Origin of the sequence: Streptomyces sp. NPDC050433 (assembly GCF_044458565.1) — a bacterium.
GTDB lineage: Bacteria > Actinomycetota > Actinomycetes > Streptomycetales > Streptomycetaceae > Streptomyces.
The window spans coordinates 18,419-32,550 of the sequence record NZ_JBITIB010000025.1; the positions used below are offsets into that span (position 1 = coordinate 18,419).

The following is a 14,132-nucleotide window of genomic DNA, read 5'->3' on the forward strand; positions in this document are numbered from 1 at the left end:
GGGGGGGTCAACCGCCGTACCGCGCACACTCGCTGTTGTCGCCACCGCTGCGGCAGCCCACGGGTCCGGTCGGTGCGGGGACGGGGCGGTTCCGCTCGTCCTCGTGGGATTGGAGGGCGGCTCCGGCGAAGAAGGCGAGGGTGACGAGCACGGCCATCGAGCCCTGGCTCACGGCGGTCACGGTGGCCCGCGCACGGGAGGCGATCACGGCGGCCACGAAAGCCACCACCGCGACGCCGCCGAGGGCGGGAAGGTACCGCCAGAGCGACACCGGCTCGATGTCGGAGGCGGGGTCCAGGTCGAAGTGGTCGAAGAACGGCCACAGCACGACGATCACGGCCACGGCGACCAGTTCGAGGAAGACCAGCGCGCAGGACGCCCCGACGTCGGGACCTCGCTCGGCGCGGGGCTTCACCGGGGCGTCGAGGGCCGGGGGCGCGACGGGCAGGTCACTCATATCGAACACCGTGCCGGTCCGGGCGGCGCGGGGGCATGAGTACGAGTACCTAGGGGGTGTGTGACCATGAGCGGATGACATCAGGGCTTCAGGTCGATGAATCGCTCATCATCCCCGAAGACGAGCTGCGGTGGAGGCTCCCCGATGATCCGGGGGTCGGCCGGGCCGACCCCACCCTGGGCGGGTTCATCACCGAACTCAGCCTCGACACCACCGCTTGCACCGGACTGAACTCAGAGCAACGCCAAAGGATCCGTGACCGGGTCGCCGGCTTCCAGCGCACCGGCGACATCATCGTGTCAAACACCGATGGCGTGATCACCGTGAAGATCGACTGGGTCATCGAATATCCCAGGTCCACCCGCGTCGCGCGGGAGCGGCTGACCTCAGTGCTGCACGACGCCCTGGCACCCTAATGCCGAGGCGTTCGAGGTGGCCGTGGGTCGGATCGCGGGCGGGGTCACCCGGTACGGCCCCCTCCCGAGCCTGATGGCTACCTTCTGGGTTCGTACCGCATCGCCACCGCCCCCGACGCGAACTCCAGACGGCTCACGAGAACCAGGTCGACACGCTCCGACAGCCCCGCGAACAACGTCGGCCCATGGCCCACCAGCCTGGGCTGCACCACGAACTCGTACTCATCGATCAACCCCAGCTCCGCCAACGCGAGAGGGAGCTGCACGCCTCCCACGAAGATTCCCTTGCCGGACTCCCGCTTGAGCTGCTGAACGGCCTTCTCCAGATCCCCGCGCACCAGCTCCGCGTTCCAATCGACCTGGTCGAGGGTGCTCGACACGACGTACTTCTTCGCCGCGTCGATCGTCCGGGCGAAGGGTTCCGTCCAGTCGGGCCACTCCCCCGTCCGCGTCGAGAGCCGCCACGCGGTCTCCATCATTTCGTAGGTCACCCGGCCGAAGAGGAGAGCGTCGGCCCGGACAAGGTTCTCGACCGCGTGACGGTGCAATTCCTCGTCGGCGGCGATCTCGCGATGATCGCAGCACCCGTCCAGGGTGACGTTGATGGAATAGCGAAGAGCAGCCATCGCGCAAGCATAGTCACCACGTCGCGGAAGCGCCGCTCTCGCCGGGAAAGCGCCCCATGTCGCGCAGGTGCCGGCGGCGTTCCGCGTACGCGAGGTCGTCGCGCCACAGGCGGCCCGCGACCGCGCGCATCAGTGGGCGCAGTGCGGGAGCGGCGGCGCGGGCGGCGGCGAAGCCCGGCCGGTCCGAGGCGGCGACGACCGCCTCCACGACGGCGGTTCGTGGCCGGCCCCGGTCGTCGTGGCCGAGCGGGGTGGCGTGGGTCTCCACGACGGAGCCCTCGCCCTCCCCCTCCGTGATCCGCATGACGACCGTTCGCGGCTCGGGCGCCGTGAAGACGGCGCGCACCGGCACCACCACCCGCCCGGCCACCTTGAAGGAGACGTCCACGGCGAAGCCGTCACCCATGGCGGGGCCGCCCTCCTCCGGAGTGGAGAGGACCGTGAGGTCCACGAAGGAGTACGGGTGCAGCCAGGCGCCGTGCCAGGGGTCGAGGCGGTTGGCCACCACGTCCTCGGGCTCGCACACCCCGAAGCCGGTGTAGACGGCGGCGACCGACTCGGCGGGCTGGGGGCGGGGCGGGACGACCGGCCGGTCCAACGGCCTTTCGCCGCCCGCCCGGTCGAGCCGGACCCAGGCCAACACCCCGTCGTCGTGGGCCGGGAAGGGCTCCCAGCCCGCGAACGGCCCGCCGTTCAGGGCGAGTCCGTGCCAGTGGCAGATGAGCGTGCCGCAGTGCACCCGGCCGTCCTTGAGGGGCGCGCCGAGGTGGGGGCAGGCGCCGGGGCCGGCCACCAGTTTCCCCGACTCGTCGCGCCACACGACCAGCTCGACGCCCGCGACGGTTCGTCCGAGGGGGCGGCCGGGCCGTACGTCGCGGGCGGCGCCGATCACGTACCAATTGCCCGACGGCCGGGCGAGCGCCCGCTTCAACGCCGCCGCGATGAGGCCCGGCCGGGCCTCGCGCCAACTGGGCTTCTGGCGCTCCCATGTGACGGCCCCTCGGCGCAGCCTCAGCGGATACCGTCCGCGCCGGCCGTTGTGGTGAGCGCTCATGCCACTTCCCCTCGCACCGCGGCGGCTCTGGTCCGGGCCGCCGCCACACGTACCAGCCCGTCGACGGCAATGGCGGCCCGCCGCCGGCGCGGTACGACGGCGCGGCGGTGGAGCACGTCGTACCCGTCGGCGGCGACGGCGTCGAGAATCCCGCCGTACAGGACGAACGCGGCACGGATGCAGGGGCGGGACACCGGGTCGAGCATGCCGAGGCCGGGCGCCGCCCGTCGGTAGACGCCGCGGGTCAGGGCGACGGCGGCCTTCAGCGCGGCGGTGATCCGCCGGTCCCGGACGCCGGTGGTACGGCTCCACTCCAGCAGTTCGCGGTCGGCCCCGTGGGCGGTGAGCAGATCGGCCGGCAGATATACCCGGCCCCGGTCGAGGTCTTCGCCGACGTCCCTGACGAAGTTGGTCAGTTGGAAGGCGACACCGAGCGCGGCGGCGTGCGGGGCGGCCTCGTCGCGTGGGACGACGGTGCCGAGCACCGGCAGCATCTGGAGGCCGATCACGGCGGCCGAGCCGTGCATGTAGCCGCACAGGTCGTCGTAGGTGGCGTAGTCCGTGACCCCGAGGTCGCTGCGCATGGCGGTCATGAAGTCGGTGAACAGGCGGTGGTCGATGCCGTACACCGTCGCGGTGTGGGCGAGCGCCCTGACCACCGGCTCGCGGCTGCGGCCGGAGCGCAGTCCGTCCGTCAACCGCTGTTGGAGTGCGCCCAGTTGGTCGGCGCGCTCGGTGGCGGTGGCAGGTGATTCGAGGTCGTCGACGATGTCGTCGGCCCAGCGGGCGAAGCCGTAGAGGGCATGGACGGCGGGGCGCCGTTCGACGGGCAGGAGGCGCGTGGCGAGGAAATAGGTCTTGCCGTGTTGGGCGTTGAGCCGGCGGCACCGGGCGTAGGCGGCGCGCAGGGAGGGGTCGGCGACACCGGCGGCGTCGAGTTCGCGGTCGCTCATGCGCGCCGTCCTTTCGGTACGCAGGGCCTCCGGGCGCCCGTGACGCGGGCGGCGGCGAGTTTGCCGGAGATCAGGACCGTGGGGACGCCGACTCCGGGGGTGGTGCCGCAGCCTGCGAGCACGGCGTTCGCGGTGCCGCGCACCAGGTTGCGCGGGCGGAAGGGGCCGGTCTGCGCGAACGTGTGGGCGGCGGAGAACGGGGTGCCCGCCGCGTGCCCTTCGGCGGCCCAGTCGGCGGGAGTGACCAGGCACTCCTCCTCGATGGCGGCGCCGAGCCCGGCCAGCCCGCGGCGTTCCAGTTCGGTGAGGAGGCTGTCGCGGTAGCGGGGGCCGAGGTCCGTCCACTCCTGAACGCCCGGTCCGACACGGGTGTTGGGGCAGGGCGCCAGGATGTAGTGGAGTTGGCGGCCTGGCGGGGCGAGGGAGGGGTCGGTGGCGGTGGGGCGGGTGATGAGCAGGGAGGGGTCGCTCATGAGGCTCCCGGTGCGGGTCAGTTCGCGGAAGGTGCCCTTCCAGGCGTGTCCGAACGAGATGGTGTGGTGGCCGAGTTCCGGCCAGGTACGGTCGGTGCCCGCGTGCAGGATCACCGCGGACGGGGAGAACCGCAGCGGGACCGGGCGGTGCGGCAGCCGGCCGAGCAGACGATAGGTGACGGGGAGGTCGGGGGTGAGGACGACCGCGTCGCAGGGGATGCGTACCCGGTCCGTGCCCCGGCCGGCGATGACGGCCGTGATCCGGTCACCGGCCCCGCCCCGCGAGCGCTCCAGCCGGCTGACGTCGTGTCCGTAACGGAAGTCGGCGCCCGCGTCCGCCGCCGCGTCCGCCATCGCTCGGGGCAGGGCGTGCATACCGCCGCGCGGGAAGAAGACCCCGGCGACGGTGTCCATGTAGGCGATGACGGCGTACGCGGCCAGGGCCTTGGCGGGCGGGATCCCGGCGTACAGGGCCTGGAAGGAGAAGACCCGGCGCAGCCGCTCGTCCGAGATGAACGACCCGATACGGGCGTCCAGCCGGCCGAAGCCGCCGAGTGCCGCGAGGCGTACGAGGTCGGGGTGGAGGAGTCCCAGCGGCGAATCGAAATTGGCGTCGATGAAGCGGCGCCTCTGGACCGCGTACAGCCTCTCCAGCCAGTGGCGCAGCCGCCGGTAGCCGTATGCCTCGCGGGCTCCCGCGAAGAGTTCGACCTCGGCGGCCATCGCGTCGGCGCCGGTGTGGACGTCGAGTGCGCTGCCGTCGGCGAACCTCGCCCGGTAGGCGGGGTGCAGGGGGATGAGGTCGAGCCGGTCGGCGAGGGTGTCGCCGACGGCGGCGAACGCTTCCTCGACAAGGTCGGGCATGGTGAGGACGGTGGGTCCGGTGTCGATCCGGTAGCCACCACGCTCGACACGCCCGGCCCGGCCGCCGGGCCGGGTGCCCCGCTCCACGACGGTGACGGCGCGTCCGGCGCCGAGGAGATGCAGGGCGGCGGAGAGCCCGGCGAGCCCGGCGCCCACCACGACGACGTGGTCGGTCGGTCCGTCGAGTGTCTTCATCGGCCACTGTCCCGGCCGGCGGCGCGGACCGGAGCCACGGGCGCGGCGAGCCCGTCGAGGACCGGCCCGGTCCCGATGCCGCGCACGAAGGCGAGGTCTGTCTCCACGGGGTCCCGGCCCCTCCCGCCCGGTACGTCGGCGAGTTGACGCTCGACGGCCGCCGTCACGTCCTGGTCGACGACATCCCCCGTGAGGTCGTCCGACCGCGCCGCGCTCCGACGTCCTTCCGAGGCGCTTGCCCCTGGCCCGCTGCAACGCATCGCGTTTCCTCTCCTCGCGTCGGACGGCGCGGCTCTGGTGGCGCGCCCCAGTCCACCACGGTCGTCGGCCGCACGTCGGACAGCCGCGTCAGTGGTGCGCCTCTTCGGGTGATACCCCGTGAGGGGCGTCCCCCGGCCGATCGGAGGGCGCCCAGGGTCCCGGGGTCCCGGGGTCCGCAAAGTAACGTCGTCCGCCTGGAGGGCGGGGCTCACACCCGCCGCGGTAGCGGCTGATCACATGTCGGTGCGTTCGGTCGGAAGGCGAAAGGCATCCATGACCGTCTCGGTCGTCCTGTTCACCAGCGACCTGCGCCTGCACGACAACCCCACCCTGTGCGCCGCCCTCGCCGGGGGCGGTCGGGTGGTGCCGTTGTTCGTCGTCGACGAGGCCATCGTGTCGGCCGGGTTCGACACGCCCAACCGCCGGGCGTTCCTCGCCGACTGTCTGACCGATCTCGACGCGGGGCTCCGCAGGCGCGGCGGCCGGCTCGTCGTACGCACCGGTGACGTGGCGGAGGAGACCCGTAAGGTCGCCGCCGAGGCCGGGGCCGGTGAGGTGCGGGTGGCCGGTGGGGTCAGCCGCTACGCCCAGCGGCGCGAGGAACGGCTGCGCCGCGCGCTGGAGTCCGACGGCCGTCGGCTGCACGTCCAGGACGGCACACTCACCGCGCTCCCGCCGGGTGCTGTGACCCCGGCCGGGTCGGACCACTTCGCGGTCTTCACCCCGTACTTCCGCCGCTGGTCGCACGAGCGACCGCGCGACGTCCTCGCGGCGCCGAGGGCGGTACGGGTGCCGGCCGAGGTCGGCTCCGAGCGCGTACCCGCGCGCGCCGACACGCCGGGCGTCTCGGCAGGCCTCGCCGAGGGCGGTGAGACGGCGGGCCGCAAGCGCTTCGCCGCCTGGAAGCGGACCGGCCTCACGGGGTACGAGGACGGCCACGACGACCTGGCCGGTGACCTCACCTCACGGCTCTCGCCGCATCTGCACTTCGGCACCGTCTCCCCCACGGAACTGGTCCTGCGGGCGCGCCGCGCGGGAGGCGCGGGCGCCGAGGCGTTCGTACGGCAGCTGTGCTGGCGGGACTTCCATCACCAGGTGCTGGCCGCGCGGCCGGACGCGTCGTGGGCCGACTACCGCACCAAGCACGACCGTTGGCGGTCGGAGGAGTCCGCCGGTGAGGAGATCGAGGCGTGGAAGGCGGGCCGCACGGGCTACCCCGTCGTGGACGCCGCCATGCGCCAGCTGCGCCACGAAGGGTGGATGCACAACCGGGGGCGGCTGCTGACGGCGAGCTTCCTCACGAAGACGCTGTACGTGGACTGGCGCGTGGGCGCGCGTCACTTCCTGGAGTTGCTGGTGGACGGCGACATCGCCAACAACCAGCTCAACTGGCAGTGGATGGCCGGGACCGGCACGGACTCGCGCCCCAACCGGGTGCTGAACCCGGTGACCCAGGGCAAGAGGTACGACCCCGATGGCCGCTACGTACGCCGCTGGGTCCCGGAGTTGAGCGGGCTGGCGGGCGCGGCCGTCCACGAGCCGCGGAGACTCCCGGCGCGCGAACGCGCCCGGTACGACTACCCGGGCCCGCTCCTGGACCTGGCCGAGGGCCGCGACCGCTTCCAGCGGGCCCGCGGGAGGAGTTGAGGGCGCCTGTCCGGCCGGGCGTCCAGCGGGCACCGGGACCCGGGCGCGCTAACGCGTGTGCGTCGGGGCCTGATGGGCCGACGGTGACAGATACACCCGGCAGTTGCGCAGGCCCGGCAGGTTCGGGATCCGCTCGACGCGCCAGCCGCGCGCGTACGCCGGTGGCCCGGCCTGGCCCGCCACCACGAACGCGACCGGCCGCTCTCGCGCGTGGGCCACGAGTCCTTCGGGGGTGATGCTCCCGTCGTGGCCACCGGTCTGCCGTGACGCGCAGCCGGCCCGGAACGCGACCCTGATCGCCTCCGTGCCGCTGACCACGCACGGCGGCCGTACGCCCTGCCGCGCCAACTCGGCCGCCACCGCGTCCATCTTCACGCGGTCGGCGCGACTGCGTTCCGCCCGGTCGGCGACGACCGAACCCTGGACCCACAGATGCGCGACCGCCGCCGCCGCGAGCAGGGCCGCGACCAGCGGGCGCGGTCGGGCGGTCCGGACGATCCAGGTCAGGAACAGGGCGGTGGGCAGCGCGAACAGCGCGTACACGGGAAGCAGGAAGCGCGGCGCGGCGTATCCGATCAGCAGCAGGTACTGCACGGCCATCGACAGACCGACCAGCGTCGGTACCAGGACGAGCGGCAGCCGCCGCAGCCGCGCCGCGAGGAGCACTCCGCCGAGGGTGAGCAGCGGCAGGGCGAACCACCAGATCGCGGTGGCCGGGCGCCGCCACTGGACGGAGCAGGGCCGGCAGAGGAGGCGCCCGTCGAGCGCGCGCATGTGGTCGGCGAAGACGAGGTGCCAGCCGAGATGTCCCTGGATCTCGCTGGCCCGCGCCAGCCGGGTGAAGAGGCCGCCGTAACTGACGTACGCCTCGATGACCCACTCCGCGCAGCCGATGGCCCCGCCCGCGGCGATCGCCGTCAGCAGGGCCCACCGCCGCCACCGTCCGACGGCCATTGCGACGAGTGCGAGCGGCGCGCTCAGCCAGAAGGCGTCGGTGGGACGCATCAGCGCGACGAAGGCGACCGCGACACCGAGGCCGATGAGGGCCGTACGGTCGGTCCGGTCGCGCGCGGCCCGGACGAAGAAGCCGACGGCGCAGAGGCAGCCGAGGGCGACCCAGAGGTTCGGCATGACCTGCGGCCCGTAGAAGACGGTGATCCACAGTCCGGCGAACAGGGCCCCGGCCAGGGCGAGTACGGAGGCGGGAAGCAGGCGCCGCCACACCCACAGGGCGAGGAAGAGGCCCGCGCCTGAGAGCAGCGCCAAGTAGACGCGGAGCACGTCGACGGAGGAGGTGAGTGAGGTCACCGGGGCGATGAGGAAGGTGATGCCCCGTGCGCGGGGGGCGCTGAAGAACGCGGTGTCGGAGGCGGCGCGGCTGACTTGGCTCGTGTACACCGTCTCGTCCCAGCCGAGCCCGGATCCCGCGACGAGGAAGACGAGTTGAACGAGGGTGTACACGCTCGCGACGACCGCCAGCCACAGGAGACCGCCGTCGGCCGTCCAGTCCCGGCGGGCCGGACGGCTCGTCTCTCGCAGGCCGCTCGCGACGGCCTTGGTCTGTGTCATGGCCCAACGCTGCCTGTCCGGGGCCTACCGGGCCGACGGACACGCCATGCGCCGAATATTAAGAAATCGCATCTAAAGCATATGAATCACTCAATGGGTGGCAGGAGATGTGACCCCTCGTTGGACAGGGCCCGTCACCACCCTGAGGATATGGACAGCGATGTCCCCTTTCGTACGGTGAGGACGCAGTGCCCATGCCGCAGCGCACCACACGACGGCTGTCCGCCGGATATCTCGGCGCCGCGGTCGTCTTCGCGATCGGCATGATGGGGACGACGCTGCCCACGCCGCTGTACGGGCTCTACCGCGAGGAGCTGGGCTTCTCCGAGTTCATGGTGACGGTGGTGTTCGCCGTCTACGCGTTCGGGGTCATCGCCGTGCTGCTGCTGGCCGGCAACTTCTCCGACCAGGTGGGCCGCAGGCCTGTCCTGTTCATCGGGCTGGGGCTCTCCGCCGCCAGCGCGGTCTGCTTCCTCACCGAGGGCGGGCTGCCTCTGCTGTTCGCCGGACGCCTCCTGTCGGGTTTCGCCGCCGGGCTGTTCAGCGGCTCGGCCACCGCCACCGTGATGGAGCTGGCGCCGCCGGGCCGTGAGGCTCGTGCGGGGCTGGCCGCCACGGCGGCGAACATGGGAGGTCTCGGCTGCGGCCCGCTGATCGCGGGGCTGCTGGCTCAGTACGCGCCGTCACCGCTGCGGTTGCCGTTCGTCGCGGCACTGGGGCTGGTGGCCGTGGGCGTGGTGGTGACGTGGTTCCTGCGGGAGACGGTCGAACACCGGACCCGGCGGCCGAAGCTGAGTCCGCAGGGGCTGAAGGTGCCGCCGGAGGTGCGTGGGGTCTTCGCGCCGGCGGCGCTGGCCGCTTTCGCGGGCTTCGCGCTGCTGGGGCTCTGCACGGCGGTGTCGCCGACGTTCATCGCGACGACCCTGGGCGAGAGAAATCTGGCCGTGTCGGGCGCCGTCGTGTTCTCGGTCTTCCTGGCCTCCACCGTCGGGCAGTCGATGATGGGCCGGGTGGGCGCGGCCAGGGCTCTGCCGGGCGGCAGCCTGGTGCTGGTGGTGGGACTCGTACTGGTGGGGGTCTCCCTGTTCGTGGAGTCGCTGCCGCTGCTGGTGGTCGGTGTGGTCTGCGGCGGGCTGGGCCAGGGGCTGGCGTTCCGCGCGGCCGTCACCGCGATCGGCGCGGCGGCGCCGCCGGAGTCGCGCGGCGGCACGATCTCCACGTTCTTCGTCGTCGCGTACGTCGGCATCTCACTGCCGGTGATCGGGATCGGCGCGCTGACGCTGCTGCTGGAGCTGCGGGTGGTGGGCATGATCTTCACCGGGTGTGTGGCGGTGCTGGCGGCGGCTGTGGGGCTGTACGAGCTCCGCGAACTGCGGGTACGGCGGAACGCGAACGGGGTTGGGGCCGGGGCCGGGGAGCCGCCGTTCAGCTGACGCGGGCGGCTCCGACGTAGAAGCCGCTCTCCTCGTTCGCCGGCGCGGGCGTGCCCTTGTACCACTCGGGGGCCCGGACGAGACCGGGCTCCACCAGGTCGAGCCCGTCGAAGAACCGCTCGACCTCGGCCCGCGTGCGGGGCCGCAGGGTGATACCGCCGGACCGGTAGGTGCCGGTGATCTTCTTCGCCTGTTCGGGGTCCAGGAAGTCCGCCGTGCCGTGCGAGATGATCAGGAGGCTGCCCGGCGGCAGGGCGTCGACGAGGGTGCGGGTGACGCCGTACGGGTCGTCGTCGTCCCCGAGGAAGTGCAGCACCGCGACGAGGGAGAGCGCCACGGGCCGGCCGAAGTCCAGGAAACGGCGGGCGTGTTCAAGCACGTCACGCGGTTCGCGTACGTCGGTCTCGACGTAGTCGGTGGCCCCCTCGGGTGTGCTCACCAGCAGGGCCTCGGCGTGCCGGAGCACGATCGGGTCGTTGTCCGCGTACACGATCCGCGCGGCCGGGACGATGCGCTGCACGATCTGGTGCAGGTTGGGCTCGGTGGGTATGCCGGTGCCGATGTCGAGGAACTGGTCGACACCGCTCCTCGCCGCCCAGGCCACAGCACGGTGCATGAACTCCCGGTTGATCTGCGCGCCGCGCTGCGCCCCCGTGGCCAGCTGCTCCGCCAGCTCCCGGTCGACCGGGTAGTTGTCCTTGCCGCCCAGGTAGTAGTCGTACATCCGGGCGGGGTGGGGCTTGCTGGTGTCGATCTGGGGCTTGGGGGTGCCTGACGTCATGCGCCGGATTATGTCACCGCGAGCACCCGGCCGATGACCCGGCCCTCGTCAGTTGCAACGTCAACTACCTTGCCATGGCGGCCTGTTCGGGTCGCTCGCTGTCAGCCGACCGTCCGTCGGTAGATCTGCCGTGAGCCGCCCTCCGGCCCGGGAACGGTCACCTCGGCGGGGGTGAAGCCCAGCCGCTCGTAGAAGACACGGGCGCCGCTGACGACGGCGCCCGGATGGTCGGCGCCGAAGGTGACCACCTCGACTGTGCCGGGACCGGTGACGAACCTCTTCATCGCGTCGGCCATCAGCGCGGCCCCGACACCCCGGCCGCGCGCCCGCTCCGAGACAACGAGCCAGTGGACGTGGAAGACCGGGGCGTCCGCCCCGAACAAAAGCCCACCGAGCAACGGCGGTTGCGGCTGCGGGGTCGGATCCGGACCGGCGTCCGGGCCGACGGCGACGAGGCCCTTGGAGCCACGGATGTGCTCGGCCACCGCACCCCTGAAGCCGGGGTCATCGACCATCGGCCCGAACCAGTGCTCCACCTGGGCCGCGAGGCCGAGAAAGCCGGACAGATCCCGCTCCCGCGCGAGTCTCACGATCATGCGGACATTCTTTCAGCACGGCCCGTCCGGCCAAGTAGGGTGCTCAGCCGTCGCGTTGAGTCAGTGGAACCAGACGACGAGGCGCACGTTCTCCGCTCCGTGCACTTCGCCGAGTATGCCCATGACGCTCCAGACCCGACCCCAGTCGCTGTCGCCCCCGGCGGCCGAGGCGCGGCTCCGTGCGCCGGACGCGTCCGTCTCCTCCCAGTCGACGGCGGCCAGCTCGGCCCACGTCAGCCACGTGGTCCCGTAGACGTCTCCAGGACCGCCGTACGCGGCGAAATCGCCTCGCAGTCCGTCCGACGCGTCGTCCGGAAGGCCGCGACCCTCGGCCACAGGGGTGGCCGGGTCGTGAAATCGTGCGGGGATGAGCACCTTCGTACCGCCTCCGGCGACCGCCGCATGGACGCATGAGCACGCGCGCCAGGGCTTCGAGGTCGTCTACTTCCGGCCGTCGGGCGACGAGCCGCACGGGCAGCACATCGTCGGGTGCACGACGGCCGTCGAGGACGGCCTGACCTGGACGGTGGACTACGACATCACCCTGGACGCCGACTGGCTGACGCGCCGGGCCGTCGTCACCGGGCGGTCGGAGGCCGGGACACGCTCGACCGTGCTCCAGGCCGACGGCGCCGGGCGCTGGCGGGTGGACGGGGCACCGGCGCCGCACCTCGACGGGTGTCTCGATGTCGATCTGGAGTCCTCCGCGATGACCAACACCCTTCCCGTGCACCGTTTCCGGCTGGCCGTCGGGGGGTCGTCGGCCGCTCCGGCCGCGTACGTACGCGCGCTCGACCTCTCCGTCGAGCGGCTGGAGCAGAACTACCGGCGCGTCGCCGACGAGGGGTCACGGCAGGCCTACGACTACTCGGCCGAGGTCTTCGACTTCCGCTGCCGGCTGGTCTACGACGAGGCCGGTCTGGTGCTCTCGTACCCGGGGATCGCCACCCGCGCGGCATAGCGCGGCCGTTACGTCACCGGCGCCACCGTCACCGGATCAGGAACTCGACGATCGCCGGACGGCCATGGGACATCTCCTGAGAACGGCCATTCTCCGACTCGCTGATAATCTAGAAAACGATCGTTCTCCGCGTCAACGCGCCCTGCCCCAGTGAGGTTTCGTGCCAACCGCCCCCGTCCCCGCCCCCTCCCCCGTCCCCGCAGCGGAAGATCCCGCCCATGAGATCCGGGTGCGGTTGCTCGACGCCGCCGAGCAGGCGTTCTACGCGCGCGGCATCCAGGCCGTCGGCATGGACCGGCTCCGTACGGCCTCCGGCGTCCCGCTGAAGCGCATCTACCAGCTGTACGCCTCCAAGGACGACGTGGTCTGCGCGTTCCTGCAACGGCGGCACGAGCGGATGATGGGTGCGATCAGGGGCCATGTCGCCCGCGCGGACGGGCCGGAGCAGCGGGTGTTCGCGCTGTTCGACTGGCTGCACGGATGGTTCAGCGAGCCGGACTTCCGGGGCTGCGCGTGGATGAACGCCTATGGCGAACTGGGGCCCACGAACGCCGCCGTCGCAGCGGAGGTGCACCATCACAAGGACGGTTTCCGGGAGTTGCTGACCGGGACGGTGCGCGACGCCGGGTACCCGGCCGCCGTGGCGGACGCCGTCTACCTGTTGGTGGAGGGCGCGGTGGTCGCCGCGCAGCTGCGGCACAGCGCGGAGCCGGCCAACGAGGCACGGCGGGGCGCGGAGATCCTGCTGGGCGGGGCACGGGGCTGACCGCGTGGACCGTTCGGGCCCGCCCGGACCATGGTTCGATTCCCGTCCAGCGCTAGAATCGCGTCAACCGATACCGGGAGAGCATCGTTGTTCACCCTCGCTCAGCTGACCAACTTCGTCGCCGTCGCCGAAGAACTGCACTTCGGGCGGGCCGCCGAGCGCCTTCGGATGACCCAGCCGCCCCTCAGCCGCCAGATCCAGCTCCTTGAGTCGACGCTGCGCGTCCAGCTCTTCGACCGCACCAACCGTTCCGTACGGCTGACGCCCGCAGGGCGCGCGTTCCTGCACGAGGCCCGCCGGATCCTGCGCCAGACGGAACAGGCCACGCTCGCCGTACGCCAGGTGTCCGCCGGTGAGGCGGGCGGTATCGCCATCGGGTTCACCGCCGCCAGCGCGTACTCCATGCTCGGCAGGCTCCTCGACACCGCCCGCGCGGTCATGCCGGGGGTGGAGATCGTGCTGCGCGAGATGGTCACCGGCGACCAGCTCGACGCGCTGACCGAGTCCAGTCTGGACCTGGGGCTGGTACGGCCGCCGGTGAGCAGCCCGGACTTGAGTTCCCGGCCGGCCGCCACGGAACCGCTCGTGGCCGCGCTGCCCGCCGGCCATCCGCTGGCGCGGGGCGAAGGCGCGCTCGACATCGCCGCGTTCGACCGCCAGGACGTGCTGATGTACTCGACCAGTGAGTCCCGCTACTTCCACGAACTGCTGATCAGCGTCTTCCGCGCGGCGGGGATCGCGCCCACCTTCACCCAGTATCTGAGCCAGGTGCACAGCATCCTGGCCCTGGTGAACGGCGGTTGGGGCATCGCGCTGGTTCCGGAGGCCGCGACCCAGCTGCGCTACGCGGGCGTCGTCTTCCGGGACGTCGCCCTGGCCGCCCCGGCACCGGTGGAGCTGTCGCTCACCTGGCGCACCAACAACGACAACCCGGCTCTGCACGCCCTGCTCCGGCACGTGTGAGCGTGCGATCCAATTTCGGTATCGCAGCATACGAAACAAGTGTTTGACCCGTATGGGAACGGCGTCCTAACTTCCTCGGTAGCGAGAGCCGTATTCGCGCGCCGATCCCGGAAGGAC

The 14,132-nt window shown here is 72.0% G+C and carries 16 protein-coding genes; 6 read left to right on the top strand and 10 right to left on the bottom strand.

Annotation, left to right across the window (positions count from 1 at the left end):
• Positions 1 to 7: 7 nt before the first annotated feature.
• The gene (locus tag ACIBLA_RS27220; RefSeq protein WP_363246240.1) at positions 8 to 457 is read right to left on the bottom strand and encodes a DUF6234 family protein; all 450 of its coding nucleotides are present in this window, start codon (positions 455 to 457) and stop codon (positions 8 to 10) included.
• 74 nt (positions 458 to 531) lie between these two features.
• Here ACIBLA_RS27220 and ACIBLA_RS27225 point away from each other — a divergent pair, with 74 nt between their 5' ends.
• A complete protein-coding gene (locus tag ACIBLA_RS27225) occupies positions 532 to 873 on the top strand; it encodes a hypothetical protein (RefSeq protein WP_363246239.1) in 342 nt (113 codons plus the stop codon).
• 77 nt (positions 874 to 950) lie between these two features.
• On the opposite strand, the gene ACIBLA_RS27230 is transcribed toward ACIBLA_RS27225, so the two are convergent.
• From ACIBLA_RS27230 to ACIBLA_RS27250, 5 genes are read right to left on the bottom strand one after another with little or no spacing between them, the layout of a single operon-like run.
• Positions 951 to 1,499 (bottom strand): dihydrofolate reductase family protein, encoded by a 549-nt coding sequence (locus ACIBLA_RS27230; RefSeq protein WP_399200153.1) that lies wholly within the window; start codon positions 1,497 to 1,499, stop codon positions 951 to 953.
• A gap of 13 nt (positions 1,500 to 1,512) precedes the next feature.
• On the bottom strand, positions 1,513 to 2,553 hold the full coding sequence (locus ACIBLA_RS27235) for a DUF5914 domain-containing protein (protein ID WP_399200154.1): 1,041 nt from the start codon (positions 2,551 to 2,553) through the stop codon (positions 1,513 to 1,515).
• A complete protein-coding gene (locus tag ACIBLA_RS27240; RefSeq protein WP_363246236.1) occupies positions 2,550 to 3,506 on the bottom strand; it encodes a phytoene/squalene synthase family protein in 957 nt (318 codons plus the stop codon). The genes ACIBLA_RS27235 and ACIBLA_RS27240 overlap by 4 nt, the downstream gene beginning before the upstream one ends.
• Positions 3,503 to 5,038 carry a phytoene desaturase gene (locus ACIBLA_RS27245; protein WP_399200155.1) on the bottom strand — a complete coding sequence of 512 codons (1,536 nt, stop codon included), beginning with the start codon at positions 5,036 to 5,038 and terminating at the stop codon, positions 3,503 to 3,505. Before ACIBLA_RS27245 ends, ACIBLA_RS27240 begins: the two co-directional genes overlap by 4 nt.
• Entirely contained in the window at positions 5,035 to 5,298 is a 264-nt protein-coding gene (locus tag ACIBLA_RS27250) for a hypothetical protein (protein ID WP_399200156.1), read from the bottom strand. The genes ACIBLA_RS27245 and ACIBLA_RS27250 overlap by 4 nt, the downstream gene beginning before the upstream one ends.
• Positions 5,299 to 5,572: 274 nt before the next feature.
• Between ACIBLA_RS27250 and ACIBLA_RS27255 the strand changes: the two genes are divergently transcribed.
• Entirely contained in the window at positions 5,573 to 6,946 is a 1,374-nt protein-coding gene (locus ACIBLA_RS27255; RefSeq protein WP_399200157.1) for a cryptochrome/photolyase family protein, read from the top strand.
• Positions 6,947 to 6,994: 48 nt separating this feature from the next.
• Here the strand turns inward: ACIBLA_RS27255 and ACIBLA_RS27260 are convergent, their stop codons facing one another.
• The gene (locus tag ACIBLA_RS27260; RefSeq protein ID WP_399200158.1) at positions 6,995 to 8,515 is read right to left on the bottom strand and encodes a hypothetical protein; all 1,521 of its coding nucleotides are present in this window, start codon (positions 8,513 to 8,515) and stop codon (positions 6,995 to 6,997) included.
• 194 nt (positions 8,516 to 8,709) lie between these two features.
• Between ACIBLA_RS27260 and ACIBLA_RS27265 the strand changes: the two genes are divergently transcribed.
• Positions 8,710 to 9,948, top strand: coding sequence for an MFS transporter (locus tag ACIBLA_RS27265; protein WP_399200159.1), 1,239 nt, complete (start codon positions 8,710 to 8,712; stop codon positions 9,946 to 9,948).
• Here ACIBLA_RS27265 and ACIBLA_RS27270 read toward each other — a convergent pair.
• From ACIBLA_RS27270 to ACIBLA_RS27280, 3 genes are all read right to left on the bottom strand, one after another.
• A complete protein-coding gene (locus tag ACIBLA_RS27270) occupies positions 9,941 to 10,729 on the bottom strand; it encodes an SAM-dependent methyltransferase (RefSeq protein WP_363246230.1) in 789 nt (262 codons plus the stop codon). The genes ACIBLA_RS27265 and ACIBLA_RS27270 overlap by 8 nt on opposite strands.
• Before the next feature lie 101 nt (positions 10,730 to 10,830).
• Positions 10,831 to 11,325 (bottom strand): GNAT family N-acetyltransferase, encoded by a 495-nt coding sequence (locus ACIBLA_RS27275; RefSeq protein WP_399200160.1) that lies wholly within the window; start codon positions 11,323 to 11,325, stop codon positions 10,831 to 10,833.
• Between the two features lie 60 nt (positions 11,326 to 11,385).
• On the bottom strand, positions 11,386 to 11,700 hold the full coding sequence (locus tag ACIBLA_RS27280) for a hypothetical protein (RefSeq protein ID WP_363246228.1): 315 nt from the start codon (positions 11,698 to 11,700) through the stop codon (positions 11,386 to 11,388).
• Between ACIBLA_RS27280 and ACIBLA_RS27285 the strand changes: the two genes are divergently transcribed.
• From ACIBLA_RS27285 to ACIBLA_RS27295, 3 genes are all read left to right on the top strand, one after another.
• The gene (locus ACIBLA_RS27285; protein WP_399200161.1) at positions 11,693 to 12,286 is read left to right on the top strand and encodes a putative glycolipid-binding domain-containing protein; all 594 of its coding nucleotides are present in this window, start codon (positions 11,693 to 11,695) and stop codon (positions 12,284 to 12,286) included. The genes ACIBLA_RS27280 and ACIBLA_RS27285 overlap by 8 nt on opposite strands.
• Positions 12,287 to 12,446: 160 nt before the next feature.
• Positions 12,447 to 13,052, top strand: coding sequence for a TetR/AcrR family transcriptional regulator (locus ACIBLA_RS27290; RefSeq protein ID WP_399200162.1), 606 nt, complete (start codon positions 12,447 to 12,449; stop codon positions 13,050 to 13,052).
• Between the two features lie 87 nt (positions 13,053 to 13,139).
• A complete protein-coding gene (locus ACIBLA_RS27295; RefSeq protein WP_363246225.1) occupies positions 13,140 to 14,015 on the top strand; it encodes a LysR substrate-binding domain-containing protein in 876 nt (291 codons plus the stop codon).
• The last annotated feature ends 117 nt before the right edge of the window (positions 14,016 to 14,132 follow it).